25 protein-coding genes are annotated in these 21,363 nt (G+C 64.5%); 7 read left to right on the top strand and 18 right to left on the bottom strand.

Translation table 11 applies throughout. The features are described from left to right. Positions 1 to 47: 47 nt before the first annotated feature. The 3 genes from P0645_RS06385 to P0645_RS06395 form a co-directional block, all read right to left on the bottom strand. On the bottom strand, positions 48 to 2,345 hold the full coding sequence (locus P0645_RS06385; RefSeq protein WP_284163737.1) for a glycosyl hydrolase family 28-related protein: 2,298 nt from the start codon (positions 2,343 to 2,345) through the stop codon (positions 48 to 50). A gap of 152 nt (positions 2,346 to 2,497) precedes the next feature. Then, on the bottom strand, positions 2,498 to 2,896 hold the full coding sequence (locus P0645_RS06390) for a DUF4864 domain-containing protein (RefSeq protein WP_284163738.1): 399 nt from the start codon (positions 2,894 to 2,896) through the stop codon (positions 2,498 to 2,500). A 102-nt stretch (positions 2,897 to 2,998) separates the two neighbouring features. Beyond that, positions 2,999 to 4,579: a lysine--tRNA ligase gene (locus P0645_RS06395; RefSeq protein ID WP_284163739.1), complete on the bottom strand. Its 1,581-nt coding sequence runs from the start codon at positions 4,577 to 4,579 to the stop codon at positions 2,999 to 3,001. A gap of 73 nt (positions 4,580 to 4,652) precedes the next feature. Here P0645_RS06395 and P0645_RS06400 point away from each other — a divergent pair, with 73 nt between their 5' ends. From P0645_RS06400 to P0645_RS06410, 3 genes are all read left to right on the top strand, one after another. After that, the gene (locus P0645_RS06400; RefSeq protein WP_502854515.1) at positions 4,653 to 5,114 is read left to right on the top strand and encodes a tellurite resistance TerB family protein; all 462 of its coding nucleotides are present in this window, start codon (positions 4,653 to 4,655) and stop codon (positions 5,112 to 5,114) included. Positions 5,115 to 5,123: 9 nt separating this feature from the next. Then, the gene (locus tag P0645_RS06405) at positions 5,124 to 5,381 is read left to right on the top strand and encodes a hypothetical protein (RefSeq protein WP_284163741.1); all 258 of its coding nucleotides are present in this window, start codon (positions 5,124 to 5,126) and stop codon (positions 5,379 to 5,381) included. 88 nt (positions 5,382 to 5,469) lie between these two features. After that, on the top strand, positions 5,470 to 6,762 hold the full coding sequence (locus P0645_RS06410) for a DUF2330 domain-containing protein (protein ID WP_284163742.1): 1,293 nt from the start codon (positions 5,470 to 5,472) through the stop codon (positions 6,760 to 6,762). Positions 6,763 to 6,775: 13 nt separating this feature from the next. Here the strand turns inward: P0645_RS06410 and P0645_RS06415 are convergent, their stop codons facing one another. After that, a complete protein-coding gene (locus tag P0645_RS06415; RefSeq protein WP_284163743.1) occupies positions 6,776 to 8,254 on the bottom strand; it encodes a D-alanyl-D-alanine carboxypeptidase/D-alanyl-D-alanine-endopeptidase in 1,479 nt (492 codons plus the stop codon). Beyond that, positions 8,251 to 8,841 carry a nicotinate-nucleotide adenylyltransferase gene (locus tag P0645_RS06420; protein WP_284163768.1) on the bottom strand — a complete coding sequence of 197 codons (591 nt, stop codon included), beginning with the start codon at positions 8,839 to 8,841 and terminating at the stop codon, positions 8,251 to 8,253. The genes P0645_RS06415 and P0645_RS06420 overlap by 4 nt, the downstream gene beginning before the upstream one ends. Before the next feature lie 243 nt (positions 8,842 to 9,084). Between P0645_RS06420 and P0645_RS06425 the strand changes: the two genes are divergently transcribed. Together P0645_RS06425 and ettA are read left to right on the top strand one after the other, a co-directional pair. Next, positions 9,085 to 10,374, top strand: coding sequence for a reverse transcriptase family protein (locus P0645_RS06425; RefSeq protein WP_284163744.1), 1,290 nt, complete (start codon positions 9,085 to 9,087; stop codon positions 10,372 to 10,374). 65 nt (positions 10,375 to 10,439) lie between these two features. After that, on the top strand, positions 10,440 to 12,095 hold the full coding sequence (ettA, locus tag P0645_RS06430) for an energy-dependent translational throttle protein EttA (RefSeq protein WP_284163745.1): 1,656 nt from the start codon (positions 10,440 to 10,442) through the stop codon (positions 12,093 to 12,095). Here ettA and P0645_RS06435 read toward each other — a convergent pair. Then, entirely contained in the window at positions 12,085 to 12,549 is a 465-nt protein-coding gene (locus tag P0645_RS06435; RefSeq protein ID WP_284163746.1) for a RipA family octameric membrane protein, read from the bottom strand. The genes ettA and P0645_RS06435 overlap by 11 nt on opposite strands. 464 nt (positions 12,550 to 13,013) lie before the next feature. Continuing rightward, the gene (locus tag P0645_RS06440) at positions 13,014 to 13,490 is read right to left on the bottom strand and encodes an REP-associated tyrosine transposase (RefSeq protein WP_284163747.1); all 477 of its coding nucleotides are present in this window, start codon (positions 13,488 to 13,490) and stop codon (positions 13,014 to 13,016) included. A 177-nt stretch (positions 13,491 to 13,667) separates the two neighbouring features. On the opposite strand from P0645_RS06440, the gene P0645_RS06445 reads away from it, so the two are divergent. Continuing rightward, entirely contained in the window at positions 13,668 to 13,826 is a 159-nt protein-coding gene (locus tag P0645_RS06445; RefSeq protein WP_284163748.1) for a DUF3309 family protein, read from the top strand. Positions 13,827 to 14,017: 191 nt separating this feature from the next. Here P0645_RS06445 and P0645_RS06450 read toward each other — a convergent pair whose 3' ends face one another. After that, positions 14,018 to 14,704, bottom strand: a complete 687-nt coding sequence (locus tag P0645_RS06450; RefSeq protein ID WP_284163749.1) for an FkbM family methyltransferase — start codon at positions 14,702 to 14,704, stop codon at positions 14,018 to 14,020. 143 nt (positions 14,705 to 14,847) lie between these two features. On the opposite strand from P0645_RS06450, the gene P0645_RS06455 reads away from it, so the two are divergent. After that, positions 14,848 to 15,294 carry a DMT family transporter gene (locus P0645_RS06455; protein WP_284163750.1) on the top strand — a complete coding sequence of 149 codons (447 nt, stop codon included), beginning with the start codon at positions 14,848 to 14,850 and terminating at the stop codon, positions 15,292 to 15,294. A gap of 104 nt (positions 15,295 to 15,398) precedes the next feature. Here P0645_RS06455 and P0645_RS06460 read toward each other — a convergent pair whose 3' ends face one another. The 10 genes from P0645_RS06460 to rpsJ form a co-directional block, all read right to left on the bottom strand. After that, complete coding sequence (locus P0645_RS06460; protein ID WP_284163751.1) at positions 15,399 to 16,022, bottom strand: TIGR02466 family protein; 624 nt, start codon at positions 16,020 to 16,022, stop codon at positions 15,399 to 15,401. Between the two features lie 278 nt (positions 16,023 to 16,300). Beyond that, the gene (rplP, locus tag P0645_RS06465) at positions 16,301 to 16,714 is read right to left on the bottom strand and encodes a 50S ribosomal protein L16 (RefSeq protein WP_267633429.1); all 414 of its coding nucleotides are present in this window, start codon (positions 16,712 to 16,714) and stop codon (positions 16,301 to 16,303) included. Between the two features lie 11 nt (positions 16,715 to 16,725). Continuing rightward, positions 16,726 to 17,445 (bottom strand): 30S ribosomal protein S3, encoded by a 720-nt coding sequence (rpsC, locus tag P0645_RS06470; protein ID WP_267633428.1) that lies wholly within the window; start codon positions 17,443 to 17,445, stop codon positions 16,726 to 16,728. Next, on the bottom strand, positions 17,445 to 17,825 hold the full coding sequence (rplV, locus tag P0645_RS06475) for a 50S ribosomal protein L22 (protein WP_267633427.1): 381 nt from the start codon (positions 17,823 to 17,825) through the stop codon (positions 17,445 to 17,447). Before rplV ends, rpsC begins: the two co-directional genes overlap by 1 nt. 3 nt (positions 17,826 to 17,828) lie before the next feature. Continuing rightward, the gene (gene rpsS / locus P0645_RS06480) at positions 17,829 to 18,107 is read right to left on the bottom strand and encodes a 30S ribosomal protein S19 (protein ID WP_267633426.1); all 279 of its coding nucleotides are present in this window, start codon (positions 18,105 to 18,107) and stop codon (positions 17,829 to 17,831) included. Between the two features lie 3 nt (positions 18,108 to 18,110). Then, complete coding sequence (gene rplB, locus P0645_RS06485) at positions 18,111 to 18,947, bottom strand: 50S ribosomal protein L2 (protein WP_284163752.1); 837 nt, start codon at positions 18,945 to 18,947, stop codon at positions 18,111 to 18,113. 182 nt (positions 18,948 to 19,129) lie between these two features. After that, positions 19,130 to 19,426: a 50S ribosomal protein L23 gene (locus P0645_RS06490; RefSeq protein ID WP_284163753.1), complete on the bottom strand. Its 297-nt coding sequence runs from the start codon at positions 19,424 to 19,426 to the stop codon at positions 19,130 to 19,132. Next, the gene (gene rplD / locus P0645_RS06495; protein ID WP_284163754.1) at positions 19,423 to 20,058 is read right to left on the bottom strand and encodes a 50S ribosomal protein L4; all 636 of its coding nucleotides are present in this window, start codon (positions 20,056 to 20,058) and stop codon (positions 19,423 to 19,425) included. Before rplD ends, P0645_RS06490 begins: the two co-directional genes overlap by 4 nt. Further along, the gene (gene rplC / locus P0645_RS06500; RefSeq protein WP_284163755.1) at positions 20,055 to 20,792 is read right to left on the bottom strand and encodes a 50S ribosomal protein L3; all 738 of its coding nucleotides are present in this window, start codon (positions 20,790 to 20,792) and stop codon (positions 20,055 to 20,057) included. Before rplC ends, rplD begins: the two co-directional genes overlap by 4 nt. A gap of 13 nt (positions 20,793 to 20,805) precedes the next feature. Next, entirely contained in the window at positions 20,806 to 21,117 is a 312-nt protein-coding gene (gene rpsJ / locus P0645_RS06505) for a 30S ribosomal protein S10 (RefSeq protein ID WP_104070856.1), read from the bottom strand. Between the last annotated feature and the right edge of the window lie 246 nt (positions 21,118 to 21,363).

Here is a 21,363-nt window from a genome sequence, read left to right on the forward strand (position 1 = left end):
CGGATCGGCGCGCCCGGGGTCGGGCCACCCGGGTCAGAGCGGCCCGATCAAAGCGGATTATCCATCCGCACCCGCATCAGAAGCCGCCCCTTCGAGGCCTGCGGCCATACGACCCGCACCTCGTCCTTGCCCGCACCCTGCTCGAACTGAAGATAGGGCATCTCACCCCTGATCTCGCCCACCGGCCCGGTGATCGCCCCTTCGGCACAGATCGATTCGACATTCCGCGCCCAGCCAGAGAACGGCAGGAACGCCCCGGGTTGAGCCACCCAGACGGTCGCCGCCGTTGCCTGATCATGGGCATGAAGCACCGGGTTCTCGACAGCCTGCGTGACGCCGTTGAACGTGTTGCCCGCGAACAGGACGTTGCGCATCCGGCTCCGGTCCAGATCCGCGAAGGTCGTGTCGATCCCCTCGACCCGGTCGATGGACCCGCTCATCGACCGGAAAACGTTGCCGGACACGTTCAAGCCCTGGATGAAATGACCCGCCCCGTAGGGCTTGATGCTGATGAAGCGGAACCAGGGCGCGACATCGGTGCATGTGAACGTGTTCCCGGTGATCGTCAGGCCGCCGAACGAGAACTGGTTGATGAAGGCCGGTGTCGCCTCATATTCGTTGGTCAGTTCGATGAAGCTGTTGTCCACGTAATTGCCGGTGATCGTCGACCGGTGGTTGGTCGTCGCCAGAACCAGCCCCGCAAGCCTCAGGCCCTGCGTCTCGTTATCCCCCTGAAACCAGTGATTTCCCACGACCAGATGGCCGGTGCCCGCCAGAACGCCGAAATGCCGGAAATGGACCACGCGGTTTTCCCTGATCTTCACGTCGTTCGCGTTCACGTTGAACACGATCGACTGCCGGTCCTGCGAGCGCAGCGGCGATTCATTCGACAGGAACTGGCAGCGGTCGATCAGCATCCCCTGGCAGCCGGTCCCGGACGAAGTGATGCCGCGATCCTTCGGCGCGGTGATGAAACAGTCCCGCATCTGGAAGATGCCGCCGCTCGGCGCCAGCATCACGCCGCTCGCCTGCCCGTTGCACTGGATGTCGATGTCGTCGAGGATCATCTTCTCAAGCTGCGCGAAGCCCGAGAAGTCCAGCACATATTTGAACCGCGTGAATGTGTAGCTCTGGGTCCCCGGCGCGCCGTAGAGCGGCTGGCTCAGCGTCAGCGTGCCATTGCCCACGTTCTTCGCCGTCACATAGACCTCGCGCCCGACGCCCGCGCCGGTCACCAGCGCGCCGACCGGCACATTGGCGATATTGGCGACCGCGCTCAGCGTCGTCGCACTTGCCGCCGAATATGTGCCCTGCGAGGTGACGACCGTCGGCGTCCAGGCCGCACCCGCGACCACGTTGAACTGCCCGTTGCGGATCACCCGGCGCGTGTTGAACGTTGCCTTGTTGTTCACCGCAGCCTGCATGTCGATGGGCGCCGTCACCTCAACCCGCCGCCCACCAAGGTCGAGCGCATCGTGATCGGCGAAATTCAGAAGCGCCTGGAAGGCCTTCTTGAAACCCAGTTCCTCGCTGCCGAAGGCCTCGGCATAGAGCGGCAGGTTGAATCCGCGCGTCAGCGCAAGCCGCTTGTCGACCGGCATGGTGACCGTGCCCTCGAACCGGCAATCGGAATCGATCTGCACATCGTTGGCCAGCAGGAAGGTGCCCTTGGAAAACAGCACCGTCCGCCCCGTCGCCAGAGCATCCGCATCCGCCGCCTCGACCGCCGCGCTGTCGTCGGTGACGCCGTCGCCCTTGGCGCCATAGTCGCGAACGTCGACCCAGTCCATCATGGTCCGAAGGAAGGCCTCGGTGACGTCCTCGATGACAATGTCATCGACGCGCACCACGCCGCCCGTCGGCCCGGTCAGGTCGATGCCGAAATGGCCAAGCGTCGCGGTCGTGCCCCAGCTCATGTCGACGCCCTGGCGGAACCCGATGCCGATGATCGCGCTCACCGTCTCGACCCGGCCGTAGGCGGTCAGCGCGACCAGCGGACCGACCTCGACGACACCGGTCAGATGGGTCGAGGCATTGACGCCCGCCCAGGCCGCGATCCGGACCAGGGGCAGGTTGCCGCTCATCGCCTTGACCTTCGCCGTCACCCGCAGGTAGCAGCCCGGCAGGATCGGCGTGTCGCCCTTGTAGCGCAGGCTCATCGTGACCGAATTCTTCTGCATTTCCAGGCAGCTGCCGAAATCCTGATCGGCCGGTACGAGTGCGGCATCGGCAAAGCCCTGATAGGTGGGCGAGCCCGGCGTGCCGTCGGTCCGCGACCATTGCGACAGCCCCGCCTCGAACGGCGCGGGCATCAGGACGATCCCATCGGTGATGACCTTGTTCATTCACGACCCCTTCATGGTTCAATCTCGACCGGCACGAAGGGAACCGTTCACCCCGAGGGGCGTCCAACCACAGCTCTGCCGGAAACGGGGCGCGGCCCCTGCCCGACCGGAATAGCCGAGAAGCTTAAGAGATCGCTAAAGGGGGCGCGCGGTCAGGCGCCGAGGCTCTGGTCCTCGACCGGCCAGACGCCGTTGATCCGCCAGGTTCCGTCGATCAGGATCATCTCGTAATCATAATAGCGGATCGCCCCGTCCGGACCCCGGACCTCGACCCGCTCCAGCAGCCGCCCGCCCGCCTCGCGCAGCCCGAGATACCGCACCCGATCCGCGCCCCAGATCGCCGGGTAACCGCCCTCGACCATCCGCCCGAAATTCTCCGCTGTGCCAAAGACCTGACGGATGAAGGGCGAAGCGAAGCCGAAGGCGGCCTCGACGTCACCGGCGCGGAAGGCCTCGAACTGGCCACCGATGACCGCCTCGATCTCGGCGTCCTGCGCCCACGCGCCTGAAGCCATCACACCCATCATCAGGGCAAACACCCATCGACGCATCGCCGCCTCCCTCGCTTCACATCGAGGATACGGCAAGACGCCCTGAAAAGTTGCCGGTCGCAATCAGATTTTCGCGACCGGCGCCCGGACGAAGTCAGCCGATCAGGCCACAAACTCTCCGGCCAGCGCCCGTTCGATCAGCGTGACGGTCTCGCCCACGCCGTAAAGCGCGATGAACCCGCCGAACCGCGGCCCCTGGCTCGCACCCAGAAGCACCTCATAGAGCGCCGTGAACCAGTCGCGCAAAGGTTCGAACTGGTGCGCCGTGCCGACCGCGAAGACCATGGTCTGCAGGGCCTCGGCATCCAGCCCGCCCTCCCAGATCTTCAGCCGCGCCACCAGATCCTCCATCGCCGCGCGCTCCTTGTCGGACGGCAGTCGGAAGACCCGCCCCGGCGCCACAAAATCGTTGAAATAGCGCACCGCGAATTCCGCCGCCTGATCAAGCTGCGGGTTCTTCTCCGGGCTCGCATCAGGCGCATAATTGCGGATGAAGCCCCAAAGCCCCGCCTTGTCCTTCGCCCCGGCAACCGACGCAAGGTTCAGAAGCATCGCGAAGGACACGACCATGTCCGACGCGGGCGGTTTTCCGTTGTGGATATGCCAGACCGGGTTCGCCAGTTGCTGATCAACCGCCTGCGCCGGGAAAGCGTTCAACTGCTGGTGATATTCATCCACCGCCTTGGGGATCACGTCCCACCAGAGCCGCTTCGCCGTCTTCGGCTTCTGATACATGAAATAACCAAGGCTTTCCGTCGCCGCATAGGTCAGCCATTCGTCGATCGTCAGACCATTGCCCTTCGACTTCGAAATCTTCTGCCCCTGCTCGTCGAGGAACAATTCATAGGTGAAATGCTCCGGCTTCCGCCCGCCCAAGACCTCGCAGATCCCGTCGTAGATCGGCGTATTGGTGGAATGGTCCTTGCCATACATCTCGAAATCGACATCCAGCGCCGCCCAGCGCGCACCGAAATCCGGCTTCCACTGCAGCTTCACATTGCCGCCCGTCACCGGCAGCGTCCATTCGCGCCCCGTCTCGTCGTCGAAGGTGATCGTATGGTTCACCTTGTCGACATGCTTCATCGGCACATAAAGCACCCGCCCCGTCTCTGGATGGATCGGCAGGAAGCAGGAATAGGTCTGCTGCCGCTCCTCGCGCAAGCTGGCAAGCATGATCTCCATGATCGCCTCGTACCGCTCCGCCGCCAGCCGGAGCGTATCGTCGAACTGCCCCGACTTGTAGAACTCGGTCGCCGAGATGAATTCATACTCGAACCCGAATGTGTCGAGGAACCGGCGCAGCATCGCATTGTTGTGATGGCCGAAGCTCTCATATTCCCCGAACGGATCGGGGACGGAGGTCAGCGGCCGCTGCAGGTTCTCGCGCAGCATCTCCTGCTGCGGCACATTGTCCGGCACCTTCCGCATCCCGTCCACATCGTCGGAGAAACAGAACAGCCGCGTCGGAATGTCCGAGATGATCTCGAACGCCCGGCGGATCATCGTGGTGCGCTGCACCTCGCCGAATGTGCCGATATGCGGCAGGCCCGAGGGGCCGTAACCGGTCTCGAACAGCACATATCCCTTCTTCGGCGGCGCCTTTTCATAACGTTTCAGCACCCGGCGCGCTTCTTCAAAAGGCCAGGCTTTCGAATTCATCGCAGCATCGCGGAGCGTCGTCATGGTCGCACACTTTCAAAGGTTGGAAACGGCACCCGATGCGCCGCAAGGCCCGTCCCTATTGTGCGGGGGGCGAATGGTCAATAATTTCACGCCAAACAGAAGGAACGAACCCTTGCCCAATACCCTGCCCGCCTTCTCCGCCCAGGACGCGCTCGTGGCGCTCATGGTCACCGTCTCCGTCTCGGACGAAACGATCCGCACGGCCGAGCTTGTCGCCATCGAACGTCAGGTCAACCACCTGCCGATCTTCGCGAATTACGATATGGAAACCGTGCGAGAGGTCGCCCAGACCGTCTACAAGCTGATGGAGGATGAAGACGGGCTCGACACGCTTTTCGCCATGATCCGCGCGGCCCTGCCCGAAAAGCTCTACGAGACCGCCTATGCGCTTGCCTGCGATGTCGCCGTCGCCGACGTCCGGCTCGGCCAAAGCGAGCTCAGGCTCCTCGAAGAGGTCCGCGAGGAGCTGGACATCGACCGGCTTCACGCCGCCGCCATCGAACGCGGCGCCCGCGCCCGCCATATGACGCTCTGAGAGGTTGCCATGCGTGTAACGATTGTCCCCCTTCTCGTCCTGCCCCTGCTGGCCTGTCAGGACAAAAGCTGTACGCCCGAAGATCTGGCCCAGCAGGCAACCGACCTGATGGTCGCCGCCCGCACCTACGGCCTGACCCACCGCGACCGGATGCAGGAGACGGGCGAAAAGGTCGCCGACCTCGTCGATCGCGCCAACCGGGCAAGCGGCGATCTGCAACCGCTCTGCGACGAGATCGCCGCGCTGATGAAAGAGATCGGCGGCTGACCCGCCTTGGGCGAAAGGCGCCATCGATGCCCGCTTGACCGGATCGCGCGCCCGTCGGACAACACTCCTGTCGGATAGGGAGAGTTCCATGCGCCGCCGTCAGCTCGTATCTGTGTTCATCGCCCTGGCGGTCATGATTACCGCCCTGCCGCAGCGGGCCGCCGCCTTCTGCGGCTTCTACGTCTCACGCGCCGACGGCTCGCTCTACAATCAGGGCTCGCGTGTGATCTACACCCGCTTCAACCGCACCTCGGTCATCACCATGGCGTCGGACTACAAAGGCCCCGCCTCCGATTTCGCCATGGTCGTGCCAACGCCCTTCGTGCTGCAGAAGAACCAGGTGAAGATCGTCGATGCGAGGACGGTGGACCATCTCGACGGCTATACCGCGCCGCGCCTTGTGGAATATTTTGACTATGATCCCTGTGAGGTCGGCTTTGCGGAGCCGGTCATGGCGGAGGCGGCCGTCGAAAGCGGAAGCAACGCCAAACCGACCCGCCGCGATGGCGCGAGGGCGCTCGGTGTCAAGATCCTCTCCGAATATGCGGTCGGCGATTACGATATCCTGATGCTGTCGGCCAGGGAATCGAACGGCCTCCTCACCTGGCTCACCTCCGAAGGCTACAAGCTGCCGACCGGGGCCGAAAAGACCGTGCAGGCCTATCTCGACATGGGCATGAAATTCTTCGTGGCCCGCGTGAACCTCTCGCGCCATGCCGCGAATGAACGGCAGGAACTGCAACCCCTGCAGATCACCTTCCGCTCCGACGATTTCATGCTGCCGATCCAGCTTGGCAAGCTGAACGGCGACGGGCCGCAGGATCTGATCGTGATGACACTCACGAAAGACGCCCGCGTCGCGCTGACCAACTACATGACGCGCGAACTGCCGACCGACGTCAATGTGCCCGTCTTCGTCAAGGACATGTTCCCCGATTTCTACCGCACCATGTTCGCCCGCGCCGCCGGTCCGAACGGCGCTTTCCTCGAATATGCCTGGGACATGGGCTGGTGCGACCCCTGCGCCGACGATCCGCTGACCTTCGACGAGTTTCGCGAACTTGGCGCCTCCTGGATTACCCGCAAGAATGCCGACATCCCCCCGGCCTTCGTCACCCGCATCCATATCCGCTACGACAGCACCAGCTTCTTCGAGGACCTGAAATTCCGCGAGACCGAGAACCGCGAGAATTTCCAGGGGCGCTATGTGCTGAACCATCCGTTCGACGGCGAGATCACCTGCGAGGCGGGCAAGGACTATGTGAAAGAGGTCCGCGCCCGTCTGAAGGAAGAGGCCAAGACCCTGCGCGACCTGACGGGCTGGAGCGAAAAGGCCATCCGCCGCGAGATGCGAAAGACGGTGCCCGTTCTCTATCAGTGAAGGTCCGGCACTCTCACGCCCAGCTGCCGATCAGCCGCAGTTCCATCCGACGCGCCCGCTTGGCCCAGCTTGAGGCACCCGGCGGGTTTTCGCGGTCGCCGGGCGGCACCGCATCGCGGCGCGCGACATCGGCGGCATAGATTGCAAAGACCCGCTCCTCCCCCGCCGCCGTCGTCAGATAGCCCACAAGACCCGAGACGAAATTCAGCGTACCGGTCTTCGCGACCACCCGTTGCGGCGCGCGGGCCGACCCCAGATCCTTGGCATCCTTGAACTTCACCGGCTTCATCAACCCGCCAAGCCCCGCGCCCGGCCCCAGACGGCGCAGCGCCTCCGCCATCTCTGCCGCGCTGACGCGCGAAGCGCCGCCCAGCCCCGAATGATCGACGAACTGCGCGCCACGCCTTCCGATCCCGCTGGCAAGCCAGTCTGCCATCGCCCGAGCCGACGCGGCATGGGTCTTCGCCCCCCGCACGACCGAGGCGGCCATCCCCACCGTCTCGGCGGTCATGTTGGTGGAAAATTTCAGCATGTCGCGCAACACATCGGGCAAGGGCGCGCTCTCACGGCCGCGCAGCAGCGTCGGACCGGGCGGCACCGATGCCAGCACCTCGGGCCGGTCGAGCCTGATCCCCTGCGCCGCCATCAGCGTGCGGAACACGTCGCCCGCGTAAAGGTCGGGCCGCCGCACCGGCAGCCAGCGGCTGCCATCCTTGTTCAGCGCGGCCTGCGCCACCGTCCAGTCCTCGGTCCGGCCACCATCGGCATAGGTGAAGATCGGCAGGTCGCGCGCCACCACCTTCATCCGCGCCATCTCGACCGCTGGCGCAAACCGCTCCGCGCGCGCGTCGAACCCCACCCTGTAGCCGTCGCCGCCGCGCGCCCAGGTGAAATTCACCCGGTTGAAGTTCAGGTTCAGCCCCGAGACCGCCGGGTTATAGCCCAGCCACTCCGGCTGGCCCCGGTCGATCTCGGGCAGATAGGGCAGCGCCCCGCCCCAGACAAGGAAGCGCCCCGCGACTGAGGTCACGCCCGCCGCCCTGACCGCTGCCGCCAGATCGCCCAGATCGTCGGTCGACAGCGAAGGATCGCCGCCGCCCGCCAGGATCAGATCGCCCGCGACCCGACCGCCCTTGACCGGCCCGGTCACCAGAACCCGCGTCGAGAAGCGATGCCCCGCCCCGAGTGTCCCCAAGGCATAAAGCGCCGTGACCGCCTTCAGCGTCGAGGCGGGCGGCATCGGCCGGTCAGGCTCCCGCGCCGCCAGCACCTCGCCGCTTTTGGCATCCATGAGCAGATAGCAGACGGCAGCACCGGGCAACTTCGCCTCGGCGATGATCGCCTCGGCCAGGTCGGCCGAAGGCACCGCAGCCGCACCACGCACCGGCCGGGCGGGTGGCACCGGCGAGCGCAGCGGAGCCTCTGCCAGGGCGGGCCAGGCCGCCCCCGCCATAAGCCCCGCCAGAAGGCCGCGCCGCGTCAGTCCCGTCATTCCGTCCGTCTCCATTCGCCCCGTGCCCGGATCGCGGAAGAGGACATGTCGTTCAGCGGCATGTCAAGAAAGACCCAGGCCGGCGCCCGCCTGCGGGCCAGAAGGCCCGCCGCATGGCCAGGCAGCCGCCAGCGCGCATATTCCTCCGCCGCCCGCGCCCCCCGCGCCGCCAGCCGCTTGCCCGGCCGGGCGAAGATGGCGATCGGCACATGCCGCATGATCCAGTCCCAGCGGTCCCACCGGTGAAACTCGGCCAGATTGTCCGCCCCCATCAGCCAGACGAAGCGCACGCCCGGATAGATCGCCATCAACCGCTCGAGCGTCTCGGCGGTGAACCGCGTCCCCAGCCGCACCTCGATGTCGGTGATCGCGACACGCGGATCGCCCATCACCCGCCGCGCCCGCGCCACCCGCTCCGCCATCGGCGCAGGCGGATTGGCCTTCAGCGGATTGCCGGGCGAGACCAGCCACCAGACCCGGTCCAGCCCCAACCGCTTCAACGCCTCCCGGGTCAGATGCGCATGGCCATCGTGGGCCGGGTCGAACGATCCGCCCAGAAGGCCGATGATCATGCCGGGGGTTGCGATGGGAAGTCCTGCTCGCCTCAACTGCCTCGACCCCCGGTTGAATTCATGACTTGACCGGAGCCCCGTCGCGCCTACCATGCCCAAAGCAGAAGCGGTGCTCAAGATGCCGGGCGTACCGGCTGGCCGGGGTTTCCCCTGCCTTTCATCGTGAGAATGCACATTCGGCGCATGACCTCCGCTGGGCTTCACCCAGATATGGTCATGCAGGACAGGACTGGTTGGGCATCGTTTCTGCGTTTTCAAATGAACCTATCGGATGTTCTCAGGCCCTTCGCGGCCTCCCTTTCCCAGATTGACTGGACCGACCTGGCACTTGAAACCCACCTGCGCCAGCGCCTGCCGACACGTCTGTCTTCCATCGCGCGACCGCTCGCCCGCGCCTTGAAACACAGGTTCCCCGCAAGTGTCGCACCGGATACTGCGCTGCTCCTGCGCTTTCTCCGCACCCGCCCCGAAGCCGGCAGGATCCTTGCGCTCGCGAAGCGCTTGGGCGACATCCCCGCCCCGCCCTTGCTGACAGCCGGCTTTCGCCCGGATCCGGCGCTTGCAACGCTTGGGCTGCCCGCGCTCGACACGACCGAGGCTCTCGCAGACTGGTTGGGTCTTACCGAGAGCCAGCTTGTTCGTTTCGCCGACCTGCGCGGGCTCTCTGCTCAGGCGGCGTCGCACTTCGCCGGGCATTATCGCCATCACCTGATCCCGAAGACGGACGGCCAGTTTCGGCTGATCGAGGAGCCGAAGCCGCTGATGAAACGTCTGCAGCGCCACGTCCTGCGCTGGCTTCTCGACCGGGTTCCGCCACATCCCGATGCCATCGGCTTTCGCAAGGGCACCTCCTGCTTGACCGGCGCACGGCGCCACGCGGGCGAACAGGCCGTCGTATGCTTCGACCTCACCGATTTCTTTCCGACGATCGGCTTCAGCCGCGTCTACGCGATCTTCCGCACCCTGGGCTACCCGACGCCCGTCGCCCGAGCGCTGACCGGCATCTGTACCGCCGTAACGCCCGACGAACTCCTTCAGGACAACCGGATCGCCGCGCGCAATCTTCTCACGGGCCGCCATCTGCCGCAGGGCGCCCCCACCTCGCCCGCGCTTGCCAATCTGGCCGCCCGCGCGCTCGACCGCCGCCTCGCGGGCCTCGCGCGCAGGCTCGGGGCGAGTTACAGCCGCTATGCAGACGATCTCGCCTTCTCCGGCGACCGGCATGTCGTTCCAACCCTGCTCTCCGCGGTTCCCGATATCGTCCGCGAGACAGGCTTTCGCCTCAACCCCGCCAAGACCCGGAAGGCGCACTCAGGCCAGCGCCAGACCGTCACCGGTATCGTCGTGAACCGTCACCTGAACCTTGCGCGGCCCGTCTATGACGAGGTGAAGGCCATCCTCCACCGCCTCTCCGATCCGGCGGACCCGCGCCGCCGCGACCCGGCGTTCCTCGCGCATCTCGACGGCCGTATCTCCTGGGCCGAACAGGTCAACCCCGCGCGCGCCCGCAGCCTTCGCGATCGTTTCGACGCCCTCGCCCTCGGCTAAGCCCGATTGCCCTTTGCCCCCATCTCCCCTACATGGGGCGCAACCCCTGTTCCCGCGAGGATTCCATGGCTTCCTACCAGTATGTCTACCACATGGATGGCGTCTCCAAGACCTATCCGGGCGGCAAGAAATGTTTCGAGAACATCCGCCTGAACTTCCTGCCCGGGGTCAAGATCGGCGTCGTCGGCGTGAACGGCGCGGGCAAGTCCACGCTGCTGCGCATCATGGCCGGCATCGACAAGGATTTCACCGGCGAGGCCTGGGCCGCCAAGGGCGCGCGCGTCGGCTACCTGCCGCAGGAACCGCAGCTTGACGCCTCGCTCGACGTGCGCGGCAACGTCATGCTGGGCGTTGCCGCCAAGAAGGCCAAGCTCGACCGCTACAACGACCTCGCCATGAACTATTCCGACGAGACGGCAGACGAGATGGCCGCCCTTCAGGACGAGATCGACAGCCAGAACCTCTGGGACCTCGACAGCCAGATCGACGTCGCGATGGAAGCACTCCGCTGCCCGCCCGACGACGCCAATGTCGACACGCTCTCGGGCGGCGAAAAGCGCCGGGTGGCGCTCTGCAAGCTTCTTCTCGAAGCGCCCGACATGCTGCTCCTCGACGAACCGACCAACCACCTCGACGCCGAAACCATCGCCTGGCTGCAAAAGCACCTGATCGAGTACCAGGGCACCATCCTGATCGTCACCCACGACCGCTATTTCCTCGACGACATCACCGGCTGGATCCTCGAACTCGACCGCGGCCGCGGCATCCCCTACGAGGGCAACTATTCTTCCTGGCTTGAACAGAAGGCCAAGCGCCTGGAACAGGAAGCGCGCGAGGACAAGGCGACCCAGAAGACGCTCGAACGCGAACTCGAATGGATCCGCGCCGGTGCCAAGGCCCGGCAGGCCAAGCAGAAGGCCCGTATCAACGCCTACGAGGAACTCGCGGGCAAGTCCGAACGCGAAAAGATCTCGACCGCCAAGATCATCATCCCCAATGGCCCCCGTCTGGGCGGCAAGGTGATCGAGGTCGAGGGGCTGGCCAAGCACCTCGGCGACAAGCAGCTGGTCGAGGATCTCTCCTTCTCGCTGCCCCCCGGCGGCATCGTCGGCGTCATCGGCCCGAACGGCGCAGGGAAAACCACGCTCTTCCGCATGCTCACGGGGCAGGAAAAGCCCGACGCGGGCAGCGTCTCGTTCGGCGACACGGTGAAGCTTGCCTATGTCGATCAGTCGCGCGACGCGCTCGACCCCAACAAGACGGTGTGGGAGGAAATCTCCGAAGGGCTCGAAGTGCTGGAACTCGGCGACGCCACGATGAACAGCCGCGCCTATTGCGGGGCCTTCAACTTCAAGGGCGGCGACCAGCAGAAGAAGGTCGGGCTCCTTTCAGGCGGTGAACGCAACCGCGTCCATATGGCGAAACTCCTGCGCTCGGGCGGCAACGTCCTCCTCCTCGACGAACCGACCAACGACCTCGACGTCGAAACCCTGCAATCGCTCGAAGCCGCGCTCGAAGACTTCGCCGGCTGCGCCGTCATCATCAGCCACGACCGCTTCTTCCTCGACCGCCTCTGCACCCATATCCTCGCCTTCGAGGGCGACGCCCATGCCGAATGGTTCGAAGGCAACTTCGAGGCCTATGAGGAAGACAAAGTGCGCAGATTGGGGCCGGATTCGATCGAGCCGAAGCGGGTAAAGTACAAGAAATTTACGAGGTAAGCTTGAAGCAGAGGAATAAGTTGACGACACCGAAAGCAATCTCTGCGACGCTCAGAATTCTGAGTAGCTCTAGCGCATACTGAAAAGCGCTGGAATAGGAGACTTTCGAGCTGTCACTTTGCGCGTCAGCTTTTGCCAGCATACGAAGCTCACCTCCACATGCCTGGGCAAACGCGTCTTCAAATTTCATGAGTGCTTGCTCAGCGTTCTTGACGAGTTGGCGAGTTCTGGCTTCCAAGTCTGAGAACACTTTGTGCGCTCCCAAACTGAGCAGGCCAACCGCAATGATGAACCGGCCTCCATGCGTCATGTCGATCACCGCGATAGCCGCCGCCAGTAACCCTCCCAAGACTAATACAAACAAATTGAAGCAGTCCACACGTTGCTGAGCGTGCCGATCAAACATCCGCCATGCATGCTCGTAAGCTGTATCGCTAAACGAGTGTTCTTTCATTGGCTTACCTTCAGTAGCGTGGCGCGTTTGCGCCAATCTTCCTACCGCGAAATCGAGAGAACAGCTAGCAGCAGGTCATAAGGTGGATCAACCAGCGCGCTCTGAGCGCAGGTTGACCCACGATCCCTTCTGATAGCGCGCTGTAGCCAGCATATGTCGGGTCGTTCCGCGCGGCACGCGCGGGTTGACCGTCCGTTTCCCTGCATCGCCAGTTCCTCGCCCCGCGCCATGGTGGGTGAACCCGCCTTCGGCGGAACCACCCACCCTACGGATGAAACTCCCGATCGACCCGGCCCAAACGACTATCGCGATGGATCGACGAATAGGGCCGATCGGTTGGCTTCCCTACAAACCCACGCTTCACCGGACCGCGCAACCGCTTCCCCCCGCAGCAAGCGTAGGGTGCGTGCTCGCACGCACCATCACCCCACGCCAACGATCATCTGTGCGTGAAATCACGCACCCTACCATCTTCCCGCCGCGATCTCGCGATGGATGGACGAATGGGGCCAGTCCTCTGGCCTTTCGACAAATCCGTGCTTGACCGGGTTCAGGTGGCAATACCGGACGTGGGCGGCATAATCATCCGCATCTCTGATATGGTGCTCCCAGAACCGGCGCTGCCACAATCCACGCTCCTGCCGCGCCTCGTGGCTCGGCCGAAGCCGCGCTTTCGGCAAGTCCCGCGAAAACCGGCTCTTGATCGATCGCCACCGGGTCGGGAAATCCCGGTCCCCCTCCGGCAATGTCCAGACCGCATGCAGATGATCGGGCATCACGACCCAAGCGTCGATCCCGAACGGCCGTTCCGCCCGCGTCGCCGCCACCGCCTGCCGAAGCCGCCCGACCTCGCGCAGCAAGAGGTCCGAGCCGCGCTCGGCCAGCGCAACGGTGAAGAAGACGCAGGCACCGGGTATGCGGGGGCGGAGGTAGCGCGGCATGGGCGGCAGCCTCACCCAGCAACGTTAACGGATCATGAACCGTCGCTGGCGCGCCGCAGGCTGCGCTTCGGCGCCCTTTGCGGCGCGGCGCATTCCCGCACCCCGCCGGAACCGAAGCGCCCCCTCCGCGTTGTCAGCGGACAGGGCCAGTCCGGCCTGCGGACGAAGGGAACAGACATGACGCTCGGCACCATCCTCCTCATCATCCTCGTCCTTGCCCTTATCGGCGCTCTGCCGAACTGGGGTTATTCGCGTGACTGGGGCTACCGTCCGGTCGGCGGGCTCGGCCTCGTGCTGCTCGTCGTCCTGATCCTCGTCCTGATGGGACGGGTCTGAGGCGGTGACCGCTCCGGGCGAAGGGCCCTGTGAAAGAGACCAATCGAAAGGAAAGTGACATGAAAGGCATCATCGCCTGGCTGCTCGGCGTACCGATCGTCGTGATCATCCTGCTCTACGTCTTCAATATCTTCTGACGGCGGGGCGCGCCGAGCTTGTGGCCCGGTTGTGAACAGCGCCGTGGCAGGCCTTCACCCGTCTTGCCCGAATCCGTTCTGCACATAGATCGAGGTCAGCCCGATCTGATAGCGATAGTCGTAGCCCGCCCCCGAAAGCTCGGCGAAGGTGCCGGTTTGCAGCACCTCGGGGATGGTCTCTGCATAGGTTTCCAGCGCGATCACCTTGGGGCGCACCGGCCAGCCGGCGATGCCGCTGATCGCCGCCTCGTCCAGACCTTCGATGTCGATGTTCAGAAAATCCACCCCGTCCGGCGCCTTCCGGCCATGCTCGGCCAGGATTGCATTCAGGCTGGTGCAGGGCACCGAGGCGACGGTATCGGCGCCGCGCTCCTCAGCCAGTTCGGCGGAGACGGTCGCACTCAGGTCGAGGTCGCGCCGTGAATAGAAGTTCACATGCCTTTGGCTGGCCGCAACCGCCTCTGGCACGATTGCGCTCCATATGCTGGTGTCGCCCGGTCGCACCTTGCGGAAAATCTCGATGCTCCGGCGGTTGGCGTCGACGTTCACGCCATTCCAGCCCAGACACCACAGATAGGCGGTGTTGGATTGCCGGAACGGATGGTGCGCGCCGACATCGACGTAAAAGCCGTGCGAGCGGTTGAAGAGCTTTCGGATGATCGTGTCTTCGCCGTACTGCGAGAAGCGGACGCGAACAGACCCGTTCCGACCGAGAAGCCTTGCCAATCGCGCCAACTTCATGACCAAACCTTCCCGTCCGACAGGCGCGCAGCCTAGGCGAGTGCCCCAGTCGGAGCAAGCGGCACCACGCATCGCGTTCGCACGTTTTCCTTGCCGCCGCCCTGGAACGGTCGTTTCATGGGGCGTCCATCAGTGAGGTTCCGATGCCCTATGCCGCTCTTGTCTCGCTCGCGCTCGCCATGGGCGTGGCGCTTGCCGTCTATCTGCCCGTCCTCAGCCAGAGCGGCCGGATCGTCGGATCGCCGATCCTCGCGAATGCGCCTTTCTACCTTCTGGGCCTTCTGACCACGGTGGCGATCGCGGTCGCCGCCGGCAACCGCCTGTCCGATTTCGCGCGGCTCAGGGAGGTGCCGGGCTGGATGTATCTCTCCGGCGTCGTCTCGGCCCTGATGATCCTCGGCTCGACCTTTCTGATCCCGCGGATCGGACCGGGGCCGTTCTTCGTGCTGCTGGTGACCGGCCAGATACTGACCGGCGCGCTGCTCAGCCAGATGGGCTGGCTGGGCGCGCCAATTGATGCGGTCGGCCTGAGGAAGGCGGCGGGGCTTCTGCTCGTTGTCCTCGGCGCGGGGCTGGTCACCATCCGCTGAGGACGGCGGGCGGGCTTACCGAGGGCTGAACCCGGCGTTCGCCCCTGTCGGGACGGATGCGGGACGGATGCGGCACGCGGGGGCGACGGAGGCGGGACGGCGCCTCAGGCCCAGCCGTAGTTGAAACTGACGCTGATCCGCTCTTCCTCGGCCATGTTCATCGGCACCTCGTGGCGGAGCCAGCTTTCCCACAAGAGCACATCGCCGACCGCTGGCTTGACGTAGACGAACCGCTGCAGCGCCTCGGGCGCGGTCTTCTTCACCACCGGCGCCATCATCATCATCGGCAGGCGCGGGTCTTCGAGCTTCAGCGCCGACGTCCCTTCAGGCATCGCCACATAGGTCGTGCCGGAGATCACCGAATGGGGGTGGATATGGGAGGCATGCGTGCCGCCCTCGGGCAGGATATTGATCCAGAGCGCGTTGCATTTCAGCTTGCGCTCGCCAAGGTCGAAGCCCAGGTCCTTGCAGAAGGCCGCGACATGCTTGTCGAGCGCCTTTTCCAGGGCCCCGAAGATCGGGAAGCGCCAGGGCAGGTCGTCGAGCGACGCATACGAGGTATAGCCCGGATAGCCATTGTCCTCGCACCAGCGCTGCCCCGCCTCGTCATCCTCGGCGATGGCGAGGCAGGAGGCGTTCAGTTCGCCGTAATCGACCTTGGGCTTGGCCAGTTCGTTCAGGGCGGCGCGATAGAGGCGGGTGACGAAGAGGGTGGAGATGTCGGGCATGGGTCGGGTCCGGGCTGACGGGCGGGGGCCAGCCCCCCTCCCCCTTCCCCTCCCACGAAGGGGAGGGGTGGTGCAAGGGGTGGCACATGGGACATTGCGGCAAACGGTGGCTGGTTGCTTCAAACCCCGCGTCATCAGGGGCCCGCCCCGGCCTTGAGCCGGGGCCTCTTCGCCGGCAGAGGCCCCGCATCAAGTGCGGGGCGGGTGTTGGCAAGAAAGAAAAACCCCCGCCGTTCCCGGCAGGGGTCCATTCCGTCGGTCGGGGTTGCCCCCTGCCCTTACCAGTCCTCGCGGACCACAACGCGGGTCTTGACCGGCAGCTTCATCGCACCGAGGCGCAGGGCTTCACGCGCGATGTCTTCGGCAACGCCGTCGATCTCGAACATGATCCGGCCGGGGTGGACGCGGGCGGCCCAGAAATCGACCGAGCCCTTGCCCGAGCCCATCCGGACTTCGGTCGGCTTGGCCGAGACCGGCAGGTCCGGGAAAATCCGGATCCAGACGCGGCCCTGACGCTTCATGTGGCGGGTGATCGCGCGGCGGGCTGCCTCGATCTGCCGCGCGGTGACGCGCTCGGGCTCGGTGGCTTTGAGACCAAAGCCGCCGAAGTTCAGGTCAGACCCGCCCTTGGCTTCACCGTGGATGCGGCCCTTGTGCTGTTTGCGGAACTTTGTCCGTTTGGGTTGCAGCATCTTGTCTCTCCTTACCGGTCGCGGCGGTCATCGCGGCGCGGACCACGCGGGGCCGGACCGTCCTGAGCCTCGGCCGCGCGGCGGTCGCGGGCCTGCGGGTCATGCTCCATGATCTCGCCCTTGAAGATCCAGACCTTGCAGCCGATGATCCCGTAGGGCGTGGTGGCTTCCGCCAGAGCATAGTCGATGTCGGCGCGCAGCGTGTGCAGCGGCACGCGACCTTCGCGGTACCATTCGGTCCGGGCGATTTCCGCGCCGCCGAGGCGGCCCGCGACGTTCACACGGATGCCGAGGGCACCCATGCGCATCGCGTTCTGCACGGCGCGCTTCATGGCGCGACGGAAGGACACGCGGCGCTCCAGCTGCTGGGCGATCGATTCCGCCACAAGCATCGCGTCCAGTTCGGGCTTGCGGACTTCGACGATGTTGAGGTGCAGTTCCGACTTGGTGAAGTTCGCGAGCTTCGAACGCAGCGTTTCGATGTCCGCGCCCTTCTTGCCGATGATGACGCCCGGACGCGCGGTGTGAACCGTCACGCGGCACTTCTTGTGCGGACGCTCGATGATGACTTTCGAGACACCGGCCTGCTTGCACTCTTCATGGATGAAGTCGCGCATCTTGAGGTCTTCAAGAAGCAGGTTGCCGTAGTCCTTGCTGTCAGCAAACCAGCGGCTGTCCCAGGTGCGGTTGACCTGGAGGCGCATCCCGATGGGGTTGACCTTCTGACCCATTATGCAGACTCCTCAACTTGACGCACCTTGATGGTCAGTTCGCTGAACGGCTTCATGATCTTGCCATAACGGCCGCGCGCCCGCGGACGGCCACGCTTCATCACCAGGTTCTTGCCGACATAGGCCTCGGCCACCACCAGCGCGTCAACGTCGAGACCATGGTTGTTCTCGGCATTGGCGATGGCGGATTGCAGGCATTTCTTCACGTCGATCGCGATCCGCTTCTTCGAGAAGGTCAGGTCCGACAGGGCCTTTTCCACCTTCTTGCCACGGATCAGCGCGGCGACGAGATTGAGCTTCTGCGGCGAGGTGCGAAGCATCTTCGCCTTGGCGAAGGCTTCGTTATCGGCCACGCGGCGCGGATTTTTTTCCTTGCTCATGGCTTACTTCCTCTTGGCTTTCTTGTCGGCGGCGTGACCGTAATAGGTCCGCGTCGGCGAATATTCGCCGAACTTCTGGCCGATCATCTCTTCGGTGACGTTGACCGGAATGTGCTTCTGGCCGTTGTAGACGCCGAAGGTCAGACCGACGAACTGCGGCAGGATGGTGGAACGGCGCGACCAGATCTTGATCACTTCGTTCTTGCCCGAACCTTGAGCCTTTTCCGCTTTCTTCAGCAGATAGGCATCAACGAAGGGGCCTTTCCAGATGGAACGAGACATGGATTAACGCCCTTTCTTCGCGTGGCGCGAGCGAACGATGTATTTGTCGGTCGCCTTGTTCGTGCGGGTGCGGTTGCCCTTGGTGCCCTTGCCCCACGGCGTAACCGGGTGGCGGCCACCGGAGGTGCGGCCTTCACCACCACCATGCGGGTGGTCGATCGGGTTCATCGCAACGCCGCGGACGGTCGGGCGGATGCCCATGTGGCGGCGACGACCGGCCTTGCCGAGGTTCTGGTTCGAGTTGTCGGGGTTCGAGACCGCGCCAACCGTCGCCATGCACTCCTGACGCACCATGCGAAGCTCGCCCGACGACAGGCGGATCTGCGCATAGCCGCCGTCACGGCCGACGAACTGGGCATAGGTGCCCGCGGCGCGTGCCAGCTGGCCGCCCTTGCCGGGCTTCAGTTCCACGTTGTGAACGATCGTGCCGATCGGCATGCCCGAGAACGGCATCGCATTGCCGGGCTTCACGTCGGTCTTGGCGCCCGAGATCACGCTGTCGCCGACGGCGAGGCGCTGGGGGGCGAGGATATAGGCCTGTTCGCCATCCGCATAGCGGACGAGGGCGATGAAGGCGGTCCGGTTCGGATCGTACTCGATCCGCTCGACCGTCGCGGCGATATCGAACTTGTTCCGCTTGAAGTCGACGATGCGGTAAAGACGCTTCGCGCCACCGCCTTGGTGACGCATCGTGATCCGTCCGGTATTGTTCCGGCCGCCGTGCTTGCGCAGACCCTCGACGAGGGCCTTCACAGGGCGACCTTTCCAAAGCTCCGAACGGTCGATCAGAACCAGCCCGCGCTGGCCAGGCGTCGTCGGCTTATACGACTTGAGTGCCATGCTCTCTGTCTTCCGTTGCTTTGGACCATTGGTCCGTTTGGTTTGAAGGGCCCCGAAGGTCCCCGACTTGAGGGATGGGCAGATTGCCCATCCTACGGTCCGGTAGGATGGGCAATCTGCCCATCCCCCCGAAAAGCCTCGCGGCCCCGATGGTCGGGGCCGCGAGATTCGTGCGGCTTCTATCAGAGGCCCGACTGGACGTCGATAGTGTTGCCCTCTTCGAGGGTCACATAGGCCTTCTTGATGTCGCTCCGCTCGCCGGGACGGCCGCGGAACTTCTTGGCCTTGCCTTTGGTGATCGTGGTGTTGACCGCCTTCACCTTCACACCAAAGACCGCCTCGACGGCTTCCTTGATCTGGGGCTTGGTGGCCGACCGCTCGACCTTGAACACCACCGCATTGTTCTCGCCCGCGAGGGTCGATTTCTCGGTGATGACCGGACGCTTGATCACGTCGTAATGTTCGGGTTTCACGCTCATTTCAGATTCCCCTTGCCAAGACGGGCCTCCAGAGCCTCGACACCCGCCTTGGTGAGGATCAGCGTCTCACGCTTGAGGATGTCATAGACATTGGCACCCATCGACGGCAGCACATCGATACCTTCGATGTTGGCCGCTGCGCGGGCGAAGTTCTCGTTCACCTCGGCGCCGTCGATGATCAGCACTTTCTTCCAGCCCAGCTCCTTGGCCGCCTTGGCGAGGATCGCCGTCTTGGCCTCGGCCATCGACAGGGTGTCGATGATCACGAGATTGCCCGAACCGGCCTTGGCCGACAAAGCATGCTTCAGGCCAAGCGCGCGCACCTGCTTGGGCAGGTCGTGCGCGTGGCTGCGCGGGGTCGGAACCTTGTACTTGCCGCCGTGACGGAAGATCGGGGCCTTGCGGTCGCCGTGGCGGGCGCCACCGGTGCCTTTCTGGCGGTAGATCTTCTTGGTCGAATAGCTGACTTCCGACCGGGTCTTGGCGCTGTGCGTGCCGGCCTGGGCCTTGGCGCGCTGCCAGCGGACGACGCGGTGCAGGATGTCGGCGCGCGGTTCCAGGCCGAAGAGCGCTTCGTCCAGGTCGATCGTGCCGGCCTTGCCGCCGTCGAGCTTGATCACATCAAGTTTCATGCTTCACCCCCTTCGACCGCAATGTCAGCGGCCGGAGCGGCTTCCACGGCGGAAGCAGCGGATTTGATCGCGGCGGGCATCGGCAGATCCTTCGGCAGCGGCTTCTTCACCGCGTCCTTGATCGTGACCCAGCCGCCCTTGGAGCCGGGAACCGAGCCCTTGACCATGATCAGGCCACGGTCGGCATCGGTGCGGACAACCTGGATGTTCTGGGTGGTGACGCGGACGGAGCCGAGGTGACCCGCCATCTTCTTGCCCTTGAACACCTTGCCGGGATCCTGGCACTGACCGGTCGAACCGTGCGAACGGTGCGACACGGACACACCGTGCGAGGCGCGCAGGCCGCCGAAGTTGTGACGCTTCATCGCACCGGCGAAGCCCTTGCCGAGCGAGGTGCCGGCGATGTCCACGAACTGCCCTTCGGCATAGTGGGCAGCCGAGATTTCGGCGCCAACCTCGATCAGGTTTTCCGGGCTCACACGGAATTCCGCGATCTTGCGCTTGGGGGCCACGTTCGCCTTGGCGAAATGGCCGCGCATCGCCGCGGTGGTGCGCTTGGCCTTGGCCACGCCCGCACCGAGCTGAACGGCAGTGTAGCCGTCCTTCTCGGCCGTGCGCTGAGCCACGACCTGAAGATTGTCAAGCTGAAGGACGGTGACAGGAACCTGCTTGCCGTCTTCCAGGAACAGCCGGGTCATGCCCAGCTTCTTTGCGATAACGCCGGAGCGCAGCATCTCTCCGCCCTCCTCAGTTCAGCTTGATCTCGACGTCCACGCCAGCGGCGAGGTCGAGCTTCATCAGCGCGTCCACGGTCTGGGGGGTCGGATCAACGATGTCGAGAAGGCGCTTGTGCGTGCGGATCTCCCACTGGTCGCGCGACTTCTTGTCGATGTGCGGACCACGCAGAACCGTGAATTTCTCGATCTTGTTCGGCAGCGGGATCGGACCCCGGACCTGTGCACCGGTGCGCTTGGCCGTGTTGACGATTTCCTGCGTGCTGGCGTCCAGAACGCGGTAATCGAAGGCCTTGAGCCGGATGCGGATGTTTTGACCAGTCATGTCAGTCATGCCTCTCGCGGGCTTCTTCAGGTTGAGAGGCAGACACCGCCGAATGCGGCGCCTGCGTCGAACCAAATCTCTCGGAGATCAGGCGGCCCGGGTAAGGGGGTGCGCCATCACTGTCAAGAGGGAATGGCGCGCCCGAAGACGCACCATCTGTTCTTTGCCCGTCCGGGGCTTTCCGGCCCCGTCCGGTATCCGATGTCCCGACTTACTTCAGGATTTTCGAGACGACGCCGGCGCCGA

The sequence above is a fragment of the Frigidibacter sp. SD6-1 genome (assembly GCF_030143255.1).
GTDB lineage: Bacteria > Pseudomonadota > Alphaproteobacteria > Rhodobacterales > Rhodobacteraceae > TMP-24.

Coding starts and splice junctions, on each gene's coding strand:
- rplB (WP_284163752.1), bottom strand. CDS start 18,947: ATGGCACTCAAGTCGTATAAGCCGACGACGCCTGGCCAGCGCGGGCTG.
- P0645_RS06390 (WP_284163738.1), bottom strand. CDS start 2,896: ATGCGTCGATGGGTGTTTGCCCTGATGATGGGTGTGATGGCTTCAGGC.
- ettA (WP_284163745.1), top strand. CDS start 10,440: ATGGCTTCCTACCAGTATGTCTACCACATGGATGGCGTCTCCAAGACC.
- P0645_RS06455 (WP_284163750.1), top strand. CDS start 14,848: ATGCCCTATGCCGCTCTTGTCTCGCTCGCGCTCGCCATGGGCGTGGCG.
- P0645_RS06395 (WP_284163739.1), bottom strand. CDS start 4,579: ATGACGACGCTCCGCGATGCTGCGATGAATTCGAAAGCCTGGCCTTTT.
- rplV (WP_267633427.1), bottom strand. CDS start 17,825: ATGAGCAAGGAAAAAAATCCGCGCCGCGTGGCCGATAACGAAGCCTTC.
- P0645_RS06460 (WP_284163751.1), bottom strand. CDS start 16,022: ATGCCCGACATCTCCACCCTCTTCGTCACCCGCCTCTATCGCGCCGCC.
- rpsC (WP_267633428.1), bottom strand. CDS start 17,445: ATGGGTCAGAAGGTCAACCCCATCGGGATGCGCCTCCAGGTCAACCGC.
- P0645_RS06450 (WP_284163749.1), bottom strand. CDS start 14,704: ATGAAGTTGGCGCGATTGGCAAGGCTTCTCGGTCGGAACGGGTCTGTT.
- P0645_RS06490 (WP_284163753.1), bottom strand. CDS start 19,426: ATGAGCGTGAAACCCGAACATTACGACGTGATCAAGCGTCCGGTCATC.
- rpsS (WP_267633426.1), bottom strand. CDS start 18,107: ATGTCTCGTTCCATCTGGAAAGGCCCCTTCGTTGATGCCTATCTGCTG.
- rpsJ (WP_104070856.1), bottom strand. CDS start 21,117: ATGACTGGTCAAAACATCCGCATCCGGCTCAAGGCCTTCGATTACCGC.
- P0645_RS06440 (WP_284163747.1), bottom strand. CDS start 13,490: ATGCCGCGCTACCTCCGCCCCCGCATACCCGGTGCCTGCGTCTTCTTC.
- P0645_RS06415 (WP_284163743.1), bottom strand. CDS start 8,254: ATGACGGGACTGACGCGGCGCGGCCTTCTGGCGGGGCTTATGGCGGGG.
- P0645_RS06445 (WP_284163748.1), top strand. CDS start 13,668: ATGACGCTCGGCACCATCCTCCTCATCATCCTCGTCCTTGCCCTTATC.
- P0645_RS06405 (WP_284163741.1), top strand. CDS start 5,124: ATGCGTGTAACGATTGTCCCCCTTCTCGTCCTGCCCCTGCTGGCCTGT.
- P0645_RS06435 (WP_284163746.1), bottom strand. CDS start 12,549: ATGAAAGAACACTCGTTTAGCGATACAGCTTACGAGCATGCATGGCGG.
- P0645_RS06400 (WP_502854515.1), top strand. CDS start 4,653: ATGGTCAATAATTTCACGCCAAACAGAAGGAACGAACCCTTGCCCAAT.
- P0645_RS06410 (WP_284163742.1), top strand. CDS start 5,470: ATGCGCCGCCGTCAGCTCGTATCTGTGTTCATCGCCCTGGCGGTCATG.
- rplD (WP_284163754.1), bottom strand. CDS start 20,058: ATGAAACTTGATGTGATCAAGCTCGACGGCGGCAAGGCCGGCACGATC.
- P0645_RS06385 (WP_284163737.1), bottom strand. CDS start 2,345: ATGAACAAGGTCATCACCGATGGGATCGTCCTGATGCCCGCGCCGTTC.
- rplP (WP_267633429.1), bottom strand. CDS start 16,714: ATGCTGCAACCCAAACGGACAAAGTTCCGCAAACAGCACAAGGGCCGC.
- rplC (WP_284163755.1), bottom strand. CDS start 20,792: ATGCTGCGCTCCGGCGTTATCGCAAAGAAGCTGGGCATGACCCGGCTG.
- P0645_RS06425 (WP_284163744.1), top strand. CDS start 9,085: ATGAACCTATCGGATGTTCTCAGGCCCTTCGCGGCCTCCCTTTCCCAG.